The organism is Edwardsiella anguillarum ET080813 (assembly GCF_000264765.2).
Taxonomy (GTDB): domain Bacteria; phylum Pseudomonadota; class Gammaproteobacteria; order Enterobacterales; family Enterobacteriaceae; genus Edwardsiella; species Edwardsiella anguillarum.
The window spans coordinates 999143-1019312 of the sequence record NZ_CP006664.1 but is presented as its reverse complement, the minus strand read 5'-3'; the positions used below and the strand labels follow the sequence as shown (position 1 = coordinate 1019312).

Below are 20170 nucleotides of genomic sequence, written 5' to 3'. Positions count from 1 at the left end.
ATATCAGTTTACCTAGGGTAAGAGATTATTATGAACAATATCATTAAACAGATTGAACAAGAGCAGATGAAGCAAGACGTACCTGCGTTCCGTCCGGGTGACTCCGTGGAAGTGAAGGTATGGGTCGTTGAAGGTTCCAAAAAGCGTCTGCAGGCATTCGAGGGCGTGGTTATCGCTATCCGTAACCGCGGTCTGCACTCTGCATTCACTGTTCGCAAAATTTCCAACGGCGAAGGTGTTGAGCGTGTATTCCAGACTCACTCACCGGTTATCGACAGCATCGCTGTGAAACGCCGTGGTGCCGTTCGTAAAGCTAAACTGTACTACCTGCGTGAGCGTACTGGTAAGGCTGCCCGTATTAAAGAGCGCCTGAACTAAGACGACGCTTTCGCTACATCCGAAAGTAGTTAAATGATAAGGGGTTGGCCATTTGGTCAACCCCTTTTTTTGTCTTTGTGTCTAAGTGTCTTGATCCCCCTGCGCGGCAGGGGGCTGTTTTACCCTCTCATCGTGCGCGCCCGGCACAGGTAGACAAAGGCGGGGGGAAGATTGCGCCATACCAGGGTACGCTGCCAGAGAAAGTGGGCAGAAAGGCTGTCTTCCAGCAGCGAGCTGTATTGGAACTGGATAAATACCCCGTCGGGCGTCAGGGCGTGGGCGGCCTGAGCCAGGATCGTCTGGCGCAGTGCCTGGGGGAAAGCCAGTAGCGGCAGGCCGGAAAAGATCGCATCGTATTTTTGCGTGATCGCCGCCGCCGAGGCGCAGTGTACCGCTGTGCGTCGATCGGCAATATTGCGCAGGGCCTGGCAAAAGTGCGGGTTGGTCTCAAAGATATCCAGCCTGGCATCCGCCCGCATATGACGCTGAATATGATGCGTCAGAACCCCGGTACCCGCACCGAACTCCGCAACGCGGCGGCTATAGGCCCAGTCAGCGGAGCTTACCATCTGGCGGCACAGATAGGGGGTGGAGGGGGCGATGGCGCCAACCGTGCGGGGTGAGCGGACGAACTGGGTAATGAAGTTTGCCGTCGTTTTCAGTGATTCGGTCAATAGCATGATACCGCTTCCTCTCGCTTCTCATATCGTGGTTTCCATTAGAGCGATAAATGCTTAAGCGGATATTAAGCTGCGGTGTAAAGAAAGCATAAGAAGGGTAAGGTCGTGTCAGGCGCGCCACGACCGACCCGTGGCGCAGGCGCAGACACCCTCCCGGGGGGAGGGCGGCCGTTACAGGTTGTACTGTAGGGTGATCGCGCTGGTGCGGTCGGTGTGCTTGGGCGCACTGGCCGGCGGCTCGCTGTTGTAGGTCACGTTATAGGAGAGACGCAGCGAGAAAGCATCGTTAATGCCGACGTTGAGCGCCGTTTCCGAGTTGAGGGAGGTATCTTCGTTAGAGAGCGCAGAGACTCCCTGGGTAAACTGGGTGTTCTTGGTGAGCTGATAGGTGTAGTTCGCGGCGCCGTAGGCCAGTGCGCGGGTGGATCGCCCCCCCTCCCGATATTCGTCATGGCGGATGCCAGGACCGAATTCGACGCGCAGATCCTGCGACGGCGAGGAGAAGATCTGACGACCGTAGCCTGCGGTACCGGTGGTGCGGGAGGCGTAGCCGGCAAAGCGATCGTTCAGCCAGTTAACCTGGCCAAACATATAGTTATCAGCCGTGACGTTATAGCGGGTGCGGGCGCCGGCTTGGTATTTTTCGGCGGAGCGGGTGCCGTTAGACTCGGCATTGTTCGCCGTTCCCCATAGGCTATAGGCGGTGGCAGCATCCCGGTTAAACCAGGTCATGGTGGTGTCGGCCAGTAGGCTGGCGTTATTGCTGTTTCCTGACTGTGAGTTATAACCGGCCTGTATGTTTCCGGTAAAGGGCTGTTTCGCCGTTGACGGATCGTCCAACGCGGTAAACAGGGTGCTATCGGCACAGGCATTGACGCCGTACAGGGCAGTGGTAATGCCAATGAGGATCGGCAGTGAACGGGTGACGCATAAGCGGAGCATGATGTTTCCAGTAAAAATAGGGATGTTGCCAAAGTTGACAGGCGTCACATTATAGCGGGTGATATTGTGGCCAAAAATGGTAATGATTAGCTTATTTTTGCAAGGTTGACGGGAGCGTTATACGCTTTTTTTATATCGGCCTCCCGCAGGAGGCCGGGGAAGGTATGTCTTAATAGAATGCGGCAACCAGCAGATAGCCTACCGTACACGAGGTGATAACACCGATAAATCCGGGCAGGATAAAGCTGTGGTTAATAATAAATTTCCCGATGCGGGTGGTCCCGGAGCGGTCAAAGCCGATACAGGCCAGATCGCTGGGGTAGGTCGGCAGAACGAAGTAGCCATAGGCCGCCGGAAAGAACGCCAGCAGCATCTTGGGTTCTACGCCTAGCGATAGCCCCATCGGTGCGATGGCGGTCAGCGCGGCCGCCTGGCTGTTTACCAGCTTGGAGACCAAAAACAGTACCAGCGCATAGGTCCAGGGATGGCTCTTCACGACATCTTCCAGCACTAGGCGCAGATCCTGCATGTGTGCCTGGAAGAAGGTATCACTCATCCAGGCGACGCCAAAGACGGAGAAGATGGCGACCATACCGGCTTTAAAGACGGCGCCGCTGGAGATGTCACCCGGCTTGACCTTGCAGGACATCAGAATGATGGCGCCAGCGATCAGCATCATCATCTGGATGACCAGGTTCATCGAGAGGGGTTTCATCACCCCTTTAACCTCAAAGGCTGGCCGCAGATCGGCGAAGGCGCCCAAGATGACGACGATGGCGATAGCGGTAAAAAAGATCCAGGTAGCCCAGTAGGACTGTTTGGGGAACGTCTGGTTCAGCAGCGTCTGGCTATCGCCATAGATGTAGGCGCGCTGCTCCGGATCTTTGATTTTCTCCTGAAATACTGGATCCTTGTCTAGATCTTTACCGCGGCGCAGGCTCCACAGCGCGGCAACCAATACCCCACACAGCGAGGCTGGCACTGACACGGCCAGAATATCTAGAATGGTGAAGGCCTGGCCAATGCCGTGCGCGGCGCCGAGGATCGAGACCAGCGAAACCACGGCGACGGAGACCGGCGATGCGGTGATGGCCATCTGTGACGCGACGGAGGCGACCGCCATCGGACGCTCCGGGCGGATGCCTTTCTTCAGCGCAATATCGGCGATGATGGGGAACATGGTATAGACCACGTGCCCGGTGCCGCAGAGGAACGTCAGCATCCAGGTGGTCAGCGGCGCCAGAATGGTGATGTGCTGTGGGTGACGGCGCAGCAGGCGTTCGGCAAACTGCATCATCACATTGAGGCCGCCGGCGGTTTGCAGCACGGCGGCGCAGCCGATGACGGCCAGGATGGTCAGGATCACCTCGACCGGCGGCTTGCCAGGCACCAGATCGAAGACAAAGGTCAGGATGAAGAGACCAATACCACTGATAAGCCCCAGCCCCATCCCGCCATAGCGTGTCCCCAGCAATAGACAGATTATTATAACGGCAAATTGTAGTGTGACCATATATTCCCTTTGTTTTTATTCTCCCGCGCCGTGGTTCATGTTATGAGAGCGTCGGGCATTCATGACAGCGAAAATCGTATACAGCGTGATGCTGCGTAATAATCTTTTGGGTCTGCACGTGATTCTGAGAGATTGCTCTCCCTTTATAAAAATACAGAATATAAATTCAATGAAAATTGATCTGAATAAACTATTGTGGAAAAAATGAAAACTCCGGAGAAGCGGAGAGGCATATAAAATAGAATTGATATCATGAGGTAAATCCGTTCGTCATCATGCCGTAAGCGTACAGGCGTCGCCGGTTGCTTATCCTGCTTATAGTGTATCGCGGACGCGGCATAGGCTGCGGTCTGTCATTCAATAACCGTAATTGATCTGTCCCTTTGCTTTTATCTCGATATCTAACGCCGCGATTTGGCGACTTTCCTCGGCCGGCAATCGTCGGTTTTTTCACGCCTTCAGTGATATCGCGAGAGAGCCGGACGCCTCCTCGGTACGTTGTATTTTGGTGTGATTTGTGTGATGAGATTACGCCATCATGTTAATAAAAAATAATTATATTTTGCACGTTATATCATAAATTGCGCATTTTGGATGCGTGTGACGCAATTGACAAATAATATATGCAAAAATTGTTATTGATGATTCCTATTGTTGTTTTTCGGATGCCTTTGGGGAGGCGGGATGGTATCACTGTATCTAACCGATGCGCTGAGGCATAAGATGAAGAAAAACCTGCGTATCAGGCATCAGCTATTTATTTTCCCGTTTTGTCTATTATTTCTTTTGGCTTTGATTTTATATTTTAGTATGGCTTGCGCGGCGTCTGAAAAAATAACTGGAAGATCTGATGATATCATAAAAGAAAAACACCACTACGCTATCCAGGATAAGGTCGGTAGCATTTCCAGCGTGTCAGTAATACGGGGTGGAGCGGTTGTTTTATATGGTGAAATAGGTCAGCGGTCGATGGCTATACACCAGATTGAAAACGCCGATGGCGGGAAAATTATTGACGAACCAATAAGCGATGTCATTGCCATAAAGAATAATAAAAAGCATGAAAGCGCTGAGTCATTGACTCAAGAACACCGCCCTCTGGATGCACTGCCCATTCGCGGCATGGGTAGCGCGCTAGCTGCATCGGGGCGGGCGGATGCGTTACATAATATAGCGCGTACCATGGCGACGTCGGCGGTAAATGATCAGATAGGGCAATGGCTAAATCGCTATGGGAGCGCGCGGATCCAGCTAAATACCGATCGGTATTTTTCATTGGCAGAGAGCGCTCTGGACTGGCAGCTGCCGCTGTATGATTCACAGGCGTCTATCCTGTTTACACAGCTGGGCTTCAGGAATAAGGATCGGCGTAATATTGCGAATGTTGGAATCGGTGCCCGGCTCATTCACCGTGAGTGGATTATGGGTGGGAATGCTTTTTATGATAATGATTTCACAGGGCAAAACAGGCGTATCGGGCTCGGCGCCGAGCTCTGGACTGACTATTTTCAACTGTCGGCTAACGGTTACCTCGGGCTGACGGAGTGGCATCCGTCGCGCGATCGCAGCGACTATAATGAGCGGCCGGCCAACGGGGTCGATCTGCGCGTCAACGGCTGGCTTCCGGCACAGCCTCAGCTGGGGGGAGCGCTGATATATGAGCACTATTTTGGCGATAGCGTTGCGCTTTTTGGTAAAGAGCATCTGCAGCGTAACCCTTATGCCATTACGATAGGAGGGAACTACACGCCATTCTCGCTGTTGACGCTGGAGGTTAAGCAGCGCTTGGGTAAACAGGGAAATCAGGATACTCAGCTGGGGCTACAAATAAATTATCGTATTGGCGCTGAGGTGCTGCCTCAGCTTGATCCCGCCGAGCTGATCGCCGCAAGGACAATAGTAAAAACCCGCTATGACCTAGTGGAGCGGAATCATAATATTGTCCTGCAGTACCAAGAGCAGCAGATGCTAAAAATTAAAAGTACTGAATATCTTGAGGGGTATCCCGGTAATAGCAGTGAAATATATACCGAGGTGGTCAGCAAGTATGGCGTACGCAATCTACAGTGGATGCGCTCCGCGGCGTTAGTTGCTGCTGGAGGGCAGATCATGATGTTGCCAAACAATCGGTTGCAAATCACATATCCCCCGTATAATGACAATGGGGAGAATATCTATCATATCGATGTTATGGCCTATGATACCCGAGGACAGCGCTCGAATATCAGTACTACGCGGATCACGGTATTAAAGCCCGAGAGGGATAATGAAGCGTGGATTTTGAGCGGCAACCTCACGCTGCTCCGGGACAACGCGAAGGCCGACGGCGTTGATAAAAATCAGGTGCGCGCGCGGGTGACGAACGCCGCGGGGACACCGCTGAGTCATCAGCGCGTCGTGTTCTCGGCGGATAACGGCGCCACGCTGGAGGAGACGCAGGTTACCACCGGCGAGGATGGGGTCGCCGAGGTCTCGTTGAGCAGTACGGCGGTTGGTGTCAGCCGGGTGAGCGCTACGCTGAGTAATAACCGACAGTCTGCGCTGGATACCCACTTTGTGCCAAACGATCGGTTTACCGCGGTGATGGTTAACGGCGCACGCTTTGATGCCAGCGCAGGGTTTCCGACGACGGGTTTTGCCAATGCTAAGTTTTTATTGGAAATTAACGGTGACAGTGCGCAAAACGCCGACTATGAGTGGCGCAGCAGCGCATCGGAGTGGGTCATGGTCGACAGCGGTGGCTACGTGCAGTTTCTGGCCGAACCGACGGCGCGCCAAGAGGTAACGATCACGGCGAGGTCTAAGCGCTATGGTCATGACGTCTCCTACCGCTTTACCGTATCGCGCTGGTTTATCAGCAATGGCATTGAGTATATTTCCAGTGCGGCGGCCGATGCCTATTGTGCCGCAAGGCGCGGTTACGAGGTGCCCAGCTACCGTTGGGTGACCACTGCCGTTTATAAAGGTCAAACGGGCTGGCGTGCGGTTGGCCCGCTGTGGTCGGAGTGGGGAGATATTACCAGGCTAGACGTCATGTTTGGCGCCGAACAGAGCTGGAGCGCGGAATATACCGATGAGAGCCGTAGCGTCCGCTATAGCGTTGGCCGAATGACGGGATATCTTGCAACAGAGCTGATCGCTAACAATGGGTGGCCGACGCTCAGAATGGCGATGTGTGTAAAAACGCTTTAACCATATATTCAGGGTTCTGCCCTTCATGCCGGATTATTGCGGATGTGAAGGGCGTCGCTGGATATATATCGAACGGCATCAAAATATTAAGAAAAATGGGAGGCTGCATATTTTGACGTAGGTTGCGTCTACTGCCGGCACGATTAAGTTTGCCTGTGTACAATTTTTCTTATTTTAAGGGTGTGGATCTATGGCGGACATTATTACACGCACATTCTTTGCATACGGCATCGAGCATTTTTCAGGATGGGGCGACTTTTTCCAACAGCAGGCACGCTGCGGCAAGATAAAGATTAATGTGCATAATGATGATTTTTTTGGTGAGAGTGAGATTCACCATCTGGCCAGTGGGGAGAGGGTGATAGTCATCCGCACCACGCCGGGCGTTATCGAGAAGTGTGAATACTCTGAACCCGTGTTCGGCATCGTGTATTCGGATGCACCGCTGCGGTGTACGCTGGGTGGGCGGGCGATCGCCGTGCGCAGTAAGGAGTGCGTGTTGATGAACGGTGGGCTGCCGTTTATCCTGGATTCGGCGGTCCCTCGGGCGACCATCTCGGTACTGATTCCCGCCACCAGCTTTGGTCCGCATGCGCAGGCGGTTACCCCGATGTTTGACGGGCGCCTGGCCTCGACGCTGCCCTTTGGCAAGCTGATCAATAAGCTGGCCGCAGAATGTCATAGCGTGGCGGCGCTGCAGGAAAAGGTGGCGGCGCTGGTCAACCTGTTGATTATCTCCTGTGGGATGTCACTGGGGCGTACGCTGAATAAGTTCGCCTATCTCAGTAGCCTGATAGACGAACACTGTGTAGAGCGCAGCTTTTCCCTCGAGGGGCTGGTCAGCGTCAGCGGGATGTCCAAGCGCTCGATTCAGTATGTGTTTGCGCAGCAGAATACGCGTTTTCAAGATGTCCTGATCCAGGCTCGCCTAGATCGCCTGCTGAGAGAGATGCAGCGTAACCCCTCGCAGTCTTTAGTCGAGCTGGCCAGCGGCTGCGGCTATCGCTCGCTGCTGACCGCCTCGCGGAACTTCAGACGCTATTACCGCGAGTCGCTGGAGGGATGCTACATAAAATACTGCCTATAAGCGGGGACGGCTATTGACCACTGGCGCTGAGATAATCGGTGATTGACTGATTGAATTTACGCTTAAAATGTCTGGCCGCCGTTGAAAACGAGTTATAGCCGCTGAGAAAGACGATCTCGTTGATTCTTTTGTTTTTCATCTTGTGTATGTTTTCGCACAGTAGCCTGAGTCGAATATCGGCGCTCAGACGGTTAAACGAGGTACCGTGCGACGCCAGGATATACTGAATGGTGCGGGCTGACATGGCGCACAGATGCGCCAGCTTGGGCAGCGTGAGGGACTCATCGTAAATATTCATGGTGATTTTTTTGACGATACGATCGTATTTACCGTTGCCCTCAGGAGGTTCATTGTAGGTGATCACCTTGATCAGGTTGGTCACGATGTCTAGGCGTTCGGCGAGCCCCGGCGCATGATAGGTGGTCGATAGGATTTTGTTGATCTCATCCCCATACTTGATCGTCGAGAGCTTCCTTCCGGTTAATCCATTGATCACATGCTCCAGCCGATCGCCCAGCAGGGAAAATGGGATGCCGAAAGAGCGTGTTTTTTGATATCCCGGCGAGGCGATACGGAAGCTTTTGGTGCTGTCGATCAGAAAAGAGTCCCGATAGGGCAGGGTGCAGTTGAGCCCCTCTTCACCCCACTGCATCTTGTGATCGGAGTAGATAAGGTATAGCCGCCGATTGTGCAGATCGCAGGCGATATGATGTTCAATACGGTAGCCGCAGGCGTTCATGGTCATGAAGTGGGCGCCGTTCTCCAGCGCGGTGATCGTGGCCTGCGCATAGAAATCATCAGCGGTCATTTCGATGCTCAGCTCTCCACACTGTAGATTCCGCTGCAGAAAGGCTAATAGCGCAGGAATATCCTCATAGCCTTTGGCTTCAAATGAGACAGTTGTATTCATCATATTTAATCAATGTCACTGGCGCAGGGCAGAGAGCTCGCGCTACCGATGGGTAAGCATAAAATAATATGCGCTAACTTCTATGCTGTTTATTTTATGCAAAACGGATGCAAAAGTGCACAAAATATTTTATATGCACCGCAATATTTTATTGTCTCGTTCGGTTTAGCGCGGTCGCTAGCATTTCGTTTGCGGCGCTGACGCCGGATCATGTCTCCGTTCTCACACGGATAGGACAGGTCGGTACCCCAAAGGGGGTACCCATCGATGAATGGTAGATTATTTCGTAGTAATAAAGCGGAAATATAACCTTTATTGCAGCGATCTTATAAAATGGATGTGCGTAGAATGATGAACGGATGAGGATTAGCGATCAGCGTGTTATGAGTATATGAAATATAATAAAATCTGAGGTGGCACGCCGGCTCGGCTATTTTTATCCACGCCAGCGGACGATGCCAGCATGATATTTTATCAGGCGAGCTAATCAGTCTATTCGCGGAGGCATTAGGCGATCCCCAGATGTTCTTTTAAATTTTTCAGGTAGCGGCGGCTGACCGGAATGCGTCTTCCGCTGTGGGTCAATACCTCGGCGGCGCCGTTATCCAGCAGCTGGATTTCGCTCAGGCGATCGACGTTCACCATGTACTGACGATGACAGCGGACGAAGGGCGTTTTCTCCTCCAGCGTTTTGAGGGTCAGCTGGGTATAGCCGCTTTGCTGAGCGCCGACGACGTGAATTCCGCTTAATTCTGACGATAGATATTCAATCTCATCCAGCTTGAGCAAAAAGATGCGGTTGAGTCCGTGACAGGGTATATGCCGCAGCTGTGGCTCCTGCAGAGGCTGTAGATTTTGTCGCACCGCACACCCGCGCAGCAGGCGATCCAGGGTTTTTTGCAGCCTGGCGCAGTCGATTGGTTTTAGCAGATAGTCAAAGGCGTGCTGTTCAAACGCCTGGATGGCGTATTCGTCGAAGGCGGTAATGAAGACGATGTAGGGCTGGCTGTCCGGATCCAGCATGTTAACCAGCTCTAACCCGCTGATGCGTGGCATCTGGATATCGAGAAATAGTACGTCGGGGCGCAGGCGATGAATGACGGGAATCGCCTCCAGGGCGTTGGCGCAGCTGGCAACCTGCGTTATTTCAGGATAGCGCTGCAGCAGCGTAGTCAGCTCGTCACGGGCCGGCTGTTCATCGTCGACAATGATAGCGGTTAACATCTTTTCTCCCCAGAGCGAACAGGATCGGGCGGCAAGCCGCCGGCGCGTCGCGGATGGTCAGCGGGCACAGCCTAGCATGTGTCTTTAACTTCGCGGTGTAATCGACAATGAAACTGCGTGATACTTCAAATTTTGCTGCTCGGTGACGTGTAAAGATGATTGTACGATATTGTTTACACATATGGATTGAAAAGTTTACTGCGCATGTTAATGTAGCCTGAATAGAAGCACGGCGGCCGCGCCGAGATAACCACTCCCAGATAGGCAGGTACTGTAATGATGATGCAAAAAGACGCCGTGAATAACGTCCATATCAGCGATGAGCAGATTTTGATTACGCCGGAGGAGCTAAAGGCCCGCTTCCCGCTGACCGAGGTCCAGCAGGCGCACATCGCCGCCTCCCGCCGCGAGATCGCCGATATTCTGGCTGGGCGCGACTCGCGTCTGCTGGTGATCTGCGGCCCCTGCTCGATCCATGATGTCGATGCCGCCCTTGAGTATGGGCGCCGTCTGCGGGCGCTGGCGCAGAGCGTTGGCGATCGGCTCTACGTCGTCATGCGGGTCTATTTTGAGAAGCCGCGTACCACGGTGGGCTGGAAAGGGCTGATTAACGATCCCTATATGGACGGCTCTTTTGACGTTGAGGCCGGGTTGAACATCGCCCGTCGCCTGCTGCTGCAGCTGGTCGATATGGGGTTGCCGCTGGCGACCGAGGCGCTGGATCCCAACTCGCCGCAGTATCTGGGCGATCTGTTCAGCTGGTCGGCCATCGGCGCGCGAACCACCGAGTCGCAGACCCATCGCGAGATGGCCTCTGGCCTGTCGATGCCCGTCGGCTTTAAAAACGGCACCGACGGTAGCCTAGAGACCGCGATTAATGCGATGAAGGCAGCGGCGATGCCGCATCGCTTCGTCGGCATCAATCAGGCGGGGCAGGTCTGCCTGCTGCAGACGCAGGGAAACCCCGATGGTCATGTTATTCTGCGCGGAGGGCGGACGCCAAACTACAGCGCGCAGGATGTTGCGCAGTGCGAGGCTCAGATGGTACAGGCCGGTCTGCGCCCGCTGCTGATGGTTGACTGCAGCCACGGCAACTCCAACAAGGACTACCGGCGTCAGCCGCAGGTCGCGCAGTCGGTCATTGCGCAGATCGCGGGGGGGAACCGCACCATTATCGGTGTGATGCTGGAGAGCAACCTGGACGCCGGTAGTCAGAGCTCGGAGCAGCCGCGCAGCGCTATGCGCTATGGCGTGTCCGTGACGGATGGCTGCATTGACTGGACGACAACGGAAACGTTGCTGCGCGATATGCAGCGTCAACTGGCGCCGCGGCGGCGCGATCGGGAGGCATGATAGACGATGGTGGCGGAACTGAGCGCACTGCGCGATAGCATTGATGAGGTCGATAAGGCGCTGCTGGGGCTGTTAGCGCGCCGTTTACAGTTGGTCGCCCAGGTGGGGGAGGTCAAGAGCCGCTATGGCCTGCCGGTCTATGTGCCGGAACGAGAGGCGGCGATGCTGGCGTCGCGCCGGGCGGAGGCGCAGCTGCTTGGCGTCTCGCCGGATCTGATTGAGGACGTACTGCGTCGGGTGATGCGGGAGTCCTACCTCAGTGAAAATGACAAGGGATTTAAGGCGCTGAATCCGGCGCTACGCCCGGTGGTGATCGTCGGTGGCGCGGGGCAGATGGGGCGGCTGTTTGCCCGGATGCTGCGCCTATCGGGCTACTCGGTGCGCATACTGGAGACGCAGGATTGGCCGCGGGCCGAGGCGCTTTGCGCCGATGCCGGTATGGTGATGATCAGCGTACCGATCCATTTGACCGAGGCCGCGATAGCCCGCCTGCCGCCGCTGCCGGCGGATTGCCTGCTGGTCGATCTGGCGTCGGTGAAGGGGGGACCTATGCGGGCGATGCTGGCAGCGCACAGCGGGCCCGTCGTCGGGCTGCATCCCATGTTTGGCCCGGACGTCGGCAGCTTTGCTAAGCAGGTGATCGTCTACTGCGACGGTCGACAGCCGCAGGCTTATCAGTGGCTACTGGAGCAGCTGCAGGTTTGGGGCGCCCGCCTGCATCGCATCAGCGCGGTACAGCACGATCAGAATATGGCGTTTATTCAGGCGCTGCGTCACTTTGCCACCTTTGCCTATGGGCTGCATCTGGCCGAAGAGAATGTCAGCATGGAGCAGTTGCTGGCGCTCTCCTCGCCGATTTATCGTCTGGAGCTGATGATGGTAGGGCGTCTGTTTGCGCAAGATGCGCAGCTGTATGCTGACATCATTATGGCATCGCCGGATAATCTGGCGCTGATCAAGCGCTATTATCAGCGCTTTGGTGAAGCGATCAGACTGCTCGACGGGCAGAATAAAGAGGCGTTTATCGAGACGTTTCAGCGTATCGCCCGCTGGTTCGGCGACGACGCGCAGCGTTTTCAGGATGAGAGCCGGGCGCTGCTGAGCCAGGCGCACGATCGCCGCGGCTGATGCCGCGGCGGTATCAGGCCTATGCTTGCTCGCTTGGGGCGATCGGCACCACGTTTTCACTCGGGTAGCAGCCCAGGACTTTCTGCGATCGGGTGAGCGCCCGTAGGTCATGCAGCGCCCGCTGCATTGCAGGGTCATTCAGATTAGCCTGTACATCCAGATAGAACATCTCCTCCCACGGATTGCCGTTGATTGGCCGTGACTCCAGCTTGGTGATGACAATATGCTGCTCGCGGAAGGCCAGCAGCGCATCGACCAGCGCCCCGGGCTGTTGGCCCGTCGCCATGATCAGCGTGGTTTTGGCAGCGATGCGGGGATTAACCTCGATCGCTTTGCGTGCCAGGACGATGAACCGGGTCATGTTCTGGGCCTGATTGGCCAGATCGTGCGCCAGCGGCTGCAGGCCATACAGATTGCCGCCGTCGGCGCTGCCCAGGGCGGCCGCTTGGGGAGAGCGCAGCGCGGCGACCTTCTCCATCGCAGCGGCGGTGCTTTCACAGTATTCAATATGCCACTGTGGGTAGCGGCTGAGGAACTGGCTGCACTGCTGAAACGGCTGGGGGTGACTGTAGACGGTGGTCAGCGCGCTGATATCGCCTTCCCCGGCGATCAGCAGGCAGTGCTTGATAGGCAGCGTCAGCTCTCCGACGATAGCGAGGCTGGTGTGCTGCAGCAGATCGTAGACGTCGTTAATGGCACCGGATGAGGTGTTTTCAATCGGCAGTACGCCATAGTCGGCTTGGCCGCTTTCGACCTGGGCGACGACGTCTTGAAAACGTGGGCAGCCGCACTCCAGCACCTGGTCAAAATGGCGCGCGGCATAGCGGCGGGCGGCCAGATGGGAATAGGAGCCTTTGGGGCCGAGAAAGGCGATGCGTGCGGTGGCGTCGGCGGCCAGGTGTGACTGCTGTAACAGCGCCTGTTGGGTCAGCACCGAGTCTTCGATAATCAGTTGAAACAGGCGAGTAATAAAATACGCGTCAAGCTGCAGCGGTTTGCCCTGTTCAATCAGGCTGTGCAGCAGGTCGCGCTCTCTGGCCCGGTCGCGAACCGGGTGATGCAGCGCCTGTTTGGTGCGGGCGACCTGTTCGGCCAGGCAGCGGCGTTCGCCCAGCAGCGCCAGCAGCTGGCTGTCGACGGCGCTAATCTGCTCGCGCAGCGTCAATAATGGATTAGGTGTGCTCATCAGGGGCCCTTAATCAGCTTGGTGCAGTGGTGGCGCGCATAAAAAAAGCCTCCCGGGGGGAGGCTTTACGTCGTTCTTGCGCTGCTTTCTTAGCGCGGAGCGACGCCTCCCGGCCGCAGAGTCGGAAAAAAGCAGCGCAAGAACAGCGGGCGAGGTGACATAACGCAGCTCCACGGTGAGTCATACCCTACGTTAACCGTGATACTTTTTTCCTGTCAATGTTTTTTATTGATACAAAAAACGCGCCCATGGGGCGCGTTATCTCTAAATAAAAGGGCTCGTTTTAGGTTATTCGCTGGCAGCAGCCTGCAGATTAGCGTCTTTTACGCTGGTATGGGCGCGGCGAGCTTCGCCCTTATGCTGGACTTTGTTTAGCTGGCGCTCCAGCTTGTTCAGCAGCTCGTTGATCGCGGCATACATGTCTTCATGCTTGGCACTGGCGACCAGTTGACCATTGGGCGTGTTAATCGTGGCGTCAACCACAAACCCCTGCGGCTCCTTAGACAGAATGATATGCGGGTTAATCAGGTGCGTTTGCCATTTGTCCAGTTTGCTGAGACGGTCTTCGACATGTTCACGGATGGCAGCAGTGATTTCCATTTGTTTGCTGGTAATGCTGATAGTCATACAGATACCTCTCTGTCTTTTCCGTCTTGGTGATTTCAGCATAACGCGCCGCGGAGCAAAGTGTGAGAGGAAAATCACGGATTTTTGTCACTTTTTGCAAAGTTAAGTGGTTTTGCGATTCTGGTGAAAAGTGCTGAAAATAGCGCTTGAGTCAGCGGAAATTTATGCGCATGATGGCGAAGTTAAGGCGGAAAAATTGGCGCAGCCTAGGATGGGCCGTGGCCGAAATATCCCCCCAGGCGGGGCGCGCCTCTCAGCTTCTATTCTGCGTGTCTGCGCGGATCAAACGAAAGGCAGCCGATGGGCTGCCTTTGCTATTTATCTGTCTCAGCGCTGGCGCTATGCTTTGTCGCCGTTGAACGCGATGATTTTTTGTACCTTGTCGGCTTCGCCGTTCAGGCCCATCTGACGGTAGGCGTTCTCCATCAGCGGCAGTGCGTCGCGGGTGGCCTGGGTATCCGGATAGTTGCGCAGCATCTGCTCTACGCGGTTCACCACGGCGACATAGGCCCCGCGCTTGGTGTAGAAGCGGGCGACGGCTAGTTCGTGTTTGGCAAGCCGGTTTTTCAGGAAGAGCAGACGCTTGGTGGCATCGGCCGTGTAGGGGCTGTTCGGGTAACGCTGTACCAACTGGCTGAAGTCACGGAAAGCCTGGCGGGCATGTTCGGGGTCACGGTCAGAGCGGTCGATGCCGAAGAAGCCCTGCAGCGCGCTGTCGTCCATGGCCATATCCGTCAGACCACGCATGTACAGTACGTAGGGCATGTTTTGACTGGTCGGATTGAGACGGATGAAGCGATCGATGGTAGCCTGTGCCATCGGCAGGTCAGCCGATTTATAGTAGGCGTAGATCAGATCCAGCTGCACCTGCTGAGAGTAAGGGCCAAATGGATAGCGGTTATCTAGCGCTTCCAGTTGCGTAATCGCCGCTTTAAAGTTACCGTCCTGCAGTTTTTGCTGTGCAGTGGCGTAGATTTCTGCAGGAGGATTGTCGGGCACCGCCTCTTTGGAGCTGGAGCAACCAACCAGCGCCAGGCTCAACGTGGTGGCAGCCACCAGATATTTGATACGCGTCATGACGTTTTGCTTACCCTTTTTTGTGTTGTTCCGGGTGACTCTCCGTTAAGCTCCCGGCAAAGACCAGCTACAATAGCACATTATTTTAAACGGCAACGCCGAGAAAACCCAACGTTAACGAAAGAAACTCACTATGGCACAACAAGTACAGCTCACCGCGACGGTGACGGAATCCCAGCTCGGTCAACGCTTAGATCAGACGTTGGCGGAATTGTTCCCTGATTATTCACGTTCACGCATAAAAGAGTGGATCCTGGAGGGACGCGTCAGCGTGAACGGGCTCATCATCAATAAGCCTAAAGAGAAGGTTCTGGGTGGTGAGCATATTGCCATTGATGCCCTGATTGAGGAAGAGAACCGTTGGGAGGCGCAGGATATCGCGCTGGATATCGTCTACGAGGACGAGGACATCCTGGTGATCAATAAGCCGCGCGATTTGGTGGTGCACCCCGGCGCCGGTAACCCGGACGGTACGGTACTCAACGCGCTGCTGCATTACTATCCGCCGATCGCCGACGTTCCGCGCGCCGGGATCGTGCACCGGCTTGATAAAGACACTACCGGCCTGATGGTGGTCGCTAAAACGGTACCGGCCCAGACGCGTCTGGTCGAATCGCTGCAGCTGCGTGAAATCACTCGTGAATATGAGGCTGTCGCGATTGGCACCATGACCGCGGGGGGCACGGTGCGTGAGCCGATCGCGCGCCATCCGACCAAGCGAACCCACATGTCGGTGCATCCGATGGGCAAACCGGCGGTGACGCACTATCGCATTATGGAGCACTTCCGCGCCCATACGCGCCTGCGCCTGCGTCTGGAGACCGGGCGTACTCACCAGATCCGTGTGCATATGGCACACATTAACCATCCGTTGGTGGGCGATCCGCTGTACGGCGGCCGCCCGCGCCCGCCGCGCGATGCGTCGCCGGAGTTTATCTGCATCCTACGCGAGTTCGATCGCCAGGCGCTGCACGCGACCATGCTGCGCCTGTATCACCCGATCAGCGGTATTGAGATGGAGTGGCATGCGCCGATTCCAGAAGATATGCAGCGCCTGATTGCGGTAATGCAGGAGGACGCCGAAACCTTTAAGGATGAGATGGACTGGCTATGAAACCGATCGTGCCACGCTGGCCGGCGCCGCCGCGGGTCTTTGCCTATGGGACCACCCGCGACGGCGGCGTTAGTCTGCCGCCCTATGACGCGTTAAATCTGGGCGCGCACGTCGGTGACGATCCTGCGCGGGTCGCGGCCAACCGCGCGCGGCTGTGTCAGGCGCTGGATCTGCCGACGCCGCCGGTGTGGCTGGATCAGGTGCACGGTACGCGGGTGCTGACGCTGGCGGTCGGGCATACCGATGACGACGTGCGTGCCGATGCGGTCTATACCCGCACGCCGGGGCTGGTGTGCGCAGTGATGACGGCTGACTGTTTGCCCGTGCTGTTTACCTGTGATGAGGGTAACGAAGTGGCGGCGGCCCATGCCGGCTGGCGTGGGTTATGCAATGGGGTTTTAGAGCAGACCCTGAGCCGTTTTCATGCGGTGCCCGGTGCGGTGATGGCCTGGCTCGGGCCGGCCATTGGCCCCGAGGTCTTTGAGGTGGGCGCCGAGGTGCGGGCGCAGTTTATCCAGCACGATCGGGCCTGCATCAGCGCGTTCCGGCCCACTGCGGACGGTAAATACCTGGCCGATATCTACGCCCTGGCACGCCAGCGCCTGCAGACCGCGGGCGTTACCCGCATCAGCGGCGGCGAGTTTTGTACGTTGAGCGATGCATCGCGCTTTTTCTCCTATCGTCGCGCGGCGCAGACCGGTCGCATGGCCTCGCTGATCTGGTTCTCCTAACGTATTTCTCCCAAGGCCCGCGTCCGGCGGCCTTGGGACGCTGTACGCCTCACGTGCCACTCTAAATTGAACAAAAAATAATTAAATAATTGTCACAGTTTGGTTGAAAAGTGCAGTCTAGACCACACTTATTCTCCAGAAGCAATTTGCATACGTCTCGGAGGAAACATGCGTCTGGATCGCTTAACCAACAAGTTCCAGTTAGCCCTCGCTGACGCCCAGTCTTTGGCACTCGGGCGTGACAACCAATTTATTGAACCGATACATCTGATGAGCGCGATGCTTGGTCAGGATGGGGGCACGGTTCGTCCTTTGCTGGTATCTGCAGGCGTCGATATCAGCGCGTTTCAGCAGTCCCTTGAACAGGCGATTGCCCGTCTGCCGCAGGTGGAGGGGACCGGTGGCGACGTTCAGCCATCCAATGAGCTGATTCGGGTTCTCAACCTGTGTGACAAATTAGCGCAAAAGCACAGCGACACCTACATATCGTCAGAGCTGTTTATTCTGGCCGCGATGGAAGAGCGCGGCAAACTGGCCGATATGTTGAAGGCCGCCGGTGCGTCTGCGCAAAAACTCAGCGCTGCAGTTGAGCAGCTGCGCGGAGGAGAGAAAGTGGACGATCAGAATGCGGAAGATCAGCGCCAGGCGCTGAAGAAGTACACCATCGATCTGACCGAGCGTGCCGAGCAGGGCAAGCTGGATCCGGTGATCGGGCGCGACGAAGAGATCCGGCGCACCATTCAAGTACTGCAGCGCCGCACCAAAAATAACCCGGTGCTGATCGGGGAGCCCGGGGTTGGTAAAACGGCCATCGTCGAAGGGCTGGCCCAGCGCATCATCAACGGTGAGGTCCCTGAGGGACTGAAGCACAAGCGCGTGCTCTCTCTGGATATGGGGGCATTAATCGCCGGCGCGAAATTCCGCGGTGAGTTTGAAGAGCGTTTGAAAGCGGTGCTGAACGATCTGGCCAAACAGGAGGGCAGCGTCATCCTGTTTATCGATGAGCTGCACACCATGGTCGGGGCCGGTAAGGCCGACGGTGCCATGGACGCGGGGAATATGCTGAAGCCGGCGCTGGCGCGCGGCGAGCTGCACTGCGTCGGTGCGACGACCCTGGATGAGTATCGTCAGTATATTGAGAAGGATGCCGCGCTGGAGCGCCGTTTCCAGAAGGTCTATGTGGCGCAGCCGTCCGTCGAGGATACCATTGCCATTCTGCGCGGGCTGAAGGAGCGTTATGAGCTGCACCATCACGTGCAGATCACCGATCCAGCCATCGTAGCGGCCGCCACGCTGTCGCACCGCTATATCGCCGATCGCCAGCTGCCCGATAAGGCCATCGACCTGATCGACGAGGCCGCCTCCAGCATCCGTATGCAGATCGACTCCAAGCCGGAGACGCTGGATCGTTTGGAGCGGCGCATCATTCAGCTGAAGCTGGAGCAGCAGGCGCTGAAGAAAGAGTCCGACGAGGCCAGCAAGAAGCGTCTTGAGATCCTGAACACCGAGCTGGAGGAGAAAGAGCGCGACTATGCCTCGCTGGAAGAGGAGTGGAAGGCAGAAAAGGCCGCGCTGACCGGTACCCAGAATATCAAGGCCGAGATCGAACAGGCCAAGATTGCGCTGGAGCAGGCACGCCGCAGCGGTGACCTTGCGCAGATGTCTGAGATCCAGTACGGCAAATTGCCGGATCTGGAGAAGCAGCTGCAGGCTGCAACGCAGGCCGAAGGCAAGAGCATGAAGCTGCTGCGCAATAAGGTCACCGACGCCGAAATCGCCGAGGTGCTGGCGCGCTGGACCGGGATTCCGGTATCGCGGATGCTGGAAGGCGAGCGTGAAAAACTGCTGCGTATGGAAGATGAGCTGCATAAACGCGTCGTCGGCCAGAATGAGGCGGTTGAGGCCGTCTCCAACGCCATTCGCCGTAGCCGCGCCGGGCTGTCCGACCCGAACCGTCCCATCGGCTCATTTCTGTTCCTCGGCCCGACCGGGGTGGGTAAAACCGAGCTGTGTAAGGCGCTGGCGAACTTCCTGTTTGACAGTGATGACGCCATGGTGCGTATTGATATGTCCGAGTTTATGGAGAAGCACTCCGTCTCCCGCTTGGTCGGGGCCCCTCCGGGATACGTCGGCTATGAAGAGGGTGGCTATTTGACGGAGGCGGTACGCCGTCGTCCGTACTCGGTGATCCTGCTCGACGAGGTCGAGAAGGCACATCCAGATGTCTTTAACATCCTGCTACAGGTGTTGGACGATGGACGCCTGACCGATGGCCAGGGGCGCACCGTCGATTTTCGTAATACGGTGGTCATCATGACCTCTAACCTGGGCTCCGATCTGATCCAGGATCGCTTCGGTGACCTGAGCTATGGCGAAATGAAAGAGCTGGTGATGAGCGTAGTCACTCACCATTTCAGACCGGAGTTCATTAACCGTATTGATGAAACGGTAGTATTCCATCCGTTGGGTCAGGAGAATATCAAGGCGATCGCCCGTATCCAGCTGCAGCGTCTGTACCAGCGTCTGGAAGAGAAGGGCTACAGCGTCACGATGAGCGAGGCGGCGTTGGATCAGCTCTCTCAGGCTGGCTTCGACCCGGTATACGGTGCACGTCCGTTGAAGCGTGCCATCCAACAGGAGATCGAAAACCCGTTGGCACAACAGATCCTGTCCGGGAAACTGTTGCCGGGCAAACCGATTACCCTGGCGTTGGACGGCGAGCAGATCGTGGCACAGCAGTAATTCACGATAGCGCAATACGAGGGCAGCCTGATGGCTGCCCTTTCTTTTACCTTTTCTGGTGGAGAGAAGGCTGGAAAAGGTATGAAAATAACGCACTCTGTATGGAAAATGGTCGAATGATAAAAAAGTTGTAATTAGGGCTTGTCAGGCGGCGTAATCTCCCTATAATGCGCCTCCATCGACACGGCACATGTGAACAACATCACAGGATGAGCCGGGGAGAGTGAGAGTGAAACGGTAAATTAAACGTTGACTCTCACCGAGGAAAGCGTAATATACGCCACCT

16 protein-coding genes and 1 other annotated feature are annotated in these 20170 nt (G+C 56.0%); of the genes, 8 read left to right on the top strand and 8 right to left on the bottom strand.

The features are described 5' to 3' along the window. Positions 1 to 30: 30 nt before the first annotated feature. Positions 31 to 378 (top strand): 50S ribosomal protein L19, encoded by a 348-nt coding sequence (gene rplS, locus ETEE_RS04675; RefSeq protein ID WP_015872450.1) that lies wholly within the window; start codon positions 31 to 33, stop codon positions 376 to 378. Between the two features lie 119 nt (positions 379 to 497). Here rplS and ETEE_RS04670 read toward each other — a convergent pair whose 3' ends face one another. The 3 genes from ETEE_RS04670 to ETEE_RS04660 form a co-directional block, all read right to left on the bottom strand. Continuing rightward, on the bottom strand, positions 498 to 1058 hold the full coding sequence (locus ETEE_RS04670) for a class I SAM-dependent methyltransferase (RefSeq protein WP_034164605.1): 561 nt from the start codon (positions 1056 to 1058) through the stop codon (positions 498 to 500). 171 nt (positions 1059 to 1229) lie between these two features. After that, positions 1230 to 2000: a DUF481 domain-containing protein gene (locus ETEE_RS04665; RefSeq protein WP_034164604.1), complete on the bottom strand. Its 771-nt coding sequence runs from the start codon at positions 1998 to 2000 to the stop codon at positions 1230 to 1232. Positions 2001 to 2169: 169 nt separating this feature from the next. Beyond that, positions 2170 to 3513: an anaerobic C4-dicarboxylate transporter gene (locus ETEE_RS04660; protein ID WP_034164603.1), complete on the bottom strand. Its 1344-nt coding sequence runs from the start codon at positions 3511 to 3513 to the stop codon at positions 2170 to 2172. Between the two features lie 723 nt (positions 3514 to 4236). Between ETEE_RS04660 and ETEE_RS04655 the strand changes: the two genes are divergently transcribed. Both ETEE_RS04655 and ETEE_RS04650 read left to right on the top strand, forming a co-directional pair. Beyond that, entirely contained in the window at positions 4237 to 6705 is a 2469-nt protein-coding gene (locus ETEE_RS04655) for an inverse autotransporter beta domain-containing protein (protein ID WP_227625204.1), read from the top strand. 298 nt (positions 6706 to 7003) lie between these two features. Next, entirely contained in the window at positions 7004 to 7792 is a 789-nt protein-coding gene (locus tag ETEE_RS04650; RefSeq protein WP_227625203.1) for an AraC family transcriptional regulator, read from the top strand. Between the two features lie 10 nt (positions 7793 to 7802). Here ETEE_RS04650 and ETEE_RS04645 read toward each other — a convergent pair whose 3' ends face one another. Further along, the gene (locus ETEE_RS04645; RefSeq protein ID WP_034164600.1) at positions 7803 to 8705 is read right to left on the bottom strand and encodes a helix-turn-helix domain-containing protein; all 903 of its coding nucleotides are present in this window, start codon (positions 8703 to 8705) and stop codon (positions 7803 to 7805) included. Positions 8706 to 9209: 504 nt separating this feature from the next. Beyond that, a complete protein-coding gene (btsR, locus tag ETEE_RS04640) occupies positions 9210 to 9926 on the bottom strand; it encodes a two-component system response regulator BtsR (protein WP_034164599.1) in 717 nt (238 codons plus the stop codon). A 282-nt stretch (positions 9927 to 10208) separates the two neighbouring features. Here btsR and ETEE_RS04635 point away from each other — a divergent pair, with 282 nt between their 5' ends. Further along, complete coding sequence (locus ETEE_RS04635) at positions 10209 to 11279, top strand: 3-deoxy-7-phosphoheptulonate synthase (protein WP_034164615.1); 1071 nt, start codon at positions 10209 to 10211, stop codon at positions 11277 to 11279. A 6-nt stretch (positions 11280 to 11285) separates the two neighbouring features. Beyond that, positions 11286 to 12407 (top strand): bifunctional chorismate mutase/prephenate dehydrogenase, encoded by a 1122-nt coding sequence (tyrA, locus tag ETEE_RS04630; RefSeq protein ID WP_034164598.1) that lies wholly within the window; start codon positions 11286 to 11288, stop codon positions 12405 to 12407. Positions 12408 to 12426: 19 nt separating this feature from the next. On the opposite strand, the gene pheA is transcribed toward tyrA, so the two are convergent. The 3 genes from pheA to bamD all read right to left on the bottom strand — a co-directional run bounded on the left by pheA (position 12427) and on the right by bamD (position 15297). Further along, a complete protein-coding gene (gene pheA, locus ETEE_RS04625; protein WP_034164597.1) occupies positions 12427 to 13593 on the bottom strand; it encodes a bifunctional chorismate mutase/prephenate dehydratase in 1167 nt (388 codons plus the stop codon). Positions 13594 to 13631: 38 nt separating this feature from the next. Beyond that, positions 13632 to 13755 (bottom strand) — a sequence feature (Phe leader region). 126 nt (positions 13756 to 13881) lie between these two features. Then, a complete protein-coding gene (raiA, locus tag ETEE_RS04620; protein WP_034164596.1) occupies positions 13882 to 14220 on the bottom strand; it encodes a ribosome-associated translation inhibitor RaiA in 339 nt (112 codons plus the stop codon). A 339-nt stretch (positions 14221 to 14559) separates the two neighbouring features. After that, positions 14560 to 15297, bottom strand: coding sequence for an outer membrane protein assembly factor BamD (gene bamD, locus ETEE_RS04615; RefSeq protein ID WP_034164595.1), 738 nt, complete (start codon positions 15295 to 15297; stop codon positions 14560 to 14562). 133 nt (positions 15298 to 15430) lie between these two features. Between bamD and rluD the strand changes: the two genes are divergently transcribed. From rluD to clpB, 3 genes are all read left to right on the top strand, one after another. Further along, a complete protein-coding gene (gene rluD, locus ETEE_RS04610) occupies positions 15431 to 16411 on the top strand; it encodes a 23S rRNA pseudouridine(1911/1915/1917) synthase RluD (protein ID WP_034164594.1) in 981 nt (326 codons plus the stop codon). Next, complete coding sequence (gene pgeF, locus ETEE_RS04605) at positions 16408 to 17142, top strand: peptidoglycan editing factor PgeF (RefSeq protein ID WP_034164593.1); 735 nt, start codon at positions 16408 to 16410, stop codon at positions 17140 to 17142. Before rluD ends, pgeF begins: the two co-directional genes overlap by 4 nt. A gap of 168 nt (positions 17143 to 17310) precedes the next feature. Next, positions 17311 to 19884 carry an ATP-dependent chaperone ClpB gene (gene clpB / locus ETEE_RS04600; RefSeq protein ID WP_034164592.1) on the top strand — a complete coding sequence of 858 codons (2574 nt, stop codon included), beginning with the start codon at positions 17311 to 17313 and terminating at the stop codon, positions 19882 to 19884. Positions 19885 to 20170: the final 286 nt, after the last annotated feature.

Coding starts and splice junctions, on each gene's coding strand:
- clpB (WP_034164592.1), top strand. CDS start 17,311: ATGCGTCTGGATCGCTTAACCAACAAGTTCCAGTTAGCCCTCGCTGAC.
- raiA (WP_034164596.1), bottom strand. CDS start 14,220: ATGACTATCAGCATTACCAGCAAACAAATGGAAATCACTGCTGCCATC.
- bamD (WP_034164595.1), bottom strand. CDS start 15,297: ATGACGCGTATCAAATATCTGGTGGCTGCCACCACGTTGAGCCTGGCG.
- tyrA (WP_034164598.1), top strand. CDS start 11,286: ATGGTGGCGGAACTGAGCGCACTGCGCGATAGCATTGATGAGGTCGAT.
- ETEE_RS04645 (WP_034164600.1), bottom strand. CDS start 8,705: ATGATGAATACAACTGTCTCATTTGAAGCCAAAGGCTATGAGGATATT.
- ETEE_RS04635 (WP_034164615.1), top strand. CDS start 10,209: ATGCAAAAAGACGCCGTGAATAACGTCCATATCAGCGATGAGCAGATT.
- rluD (WP_034164594.1), top strand. CDS start 15,431: ATGGCACAACAAGTACAGCTCACCGCGACGGTGACGGAATCCCAGCTC.
- ETEE_RS04665 (WP_034164604.1), bottom strand. CDS start 2,000: ATGCTCCGCTTATGCGTCACCCGTTCACTGCCGATCCTCATTGGCATT.
- ETEE_RS04670 (WP_034164605.1), bottom strand. CDS start 1,058: ATGCTATTGACCGAATCACTGAAAACGACGGCAAACTTCATTACCCAG.
- rplS (WP_015872450.1), top strand. CDS start 31: ATGAACAATATCATTAAACAGATTGAACAAGAGCAGATGAAGCAAGAC.
- btsR (WP_034164599.1), bottom strand. CDS start 9,926: ATGTTAACCGCTATCATTGTCGACGATGAACAGCCGGCCCGTGACGAG.
- ETEE_RS04660 (WP_034164603.1), bottom strand. CDS start 3,513: ATGGTCACACTACAATTTGCCGTTATAATAATCTGTCTATTGCTGGGG.
- ETEE_RS04655 (WP_227625204.1), top strand. CDS start 4,237: ATGAAGAAAAACCTGCGTATCAGGCATCAGCTATTTATTTTCCCGTTT.
- pheA (WP_034164597.1), bottom strand. CDS start 13,593: ATGAGCACACCTAATCCATTATTGACGCTGCGCGAGCAGATTAGCGCC.
- pgeF (WP_034164593.1), top strand. CDS start 16,408: ATGAAACCGATCGTGCCACGCTGGCCGGCGCCGCCGCGGGTCTTTGCC.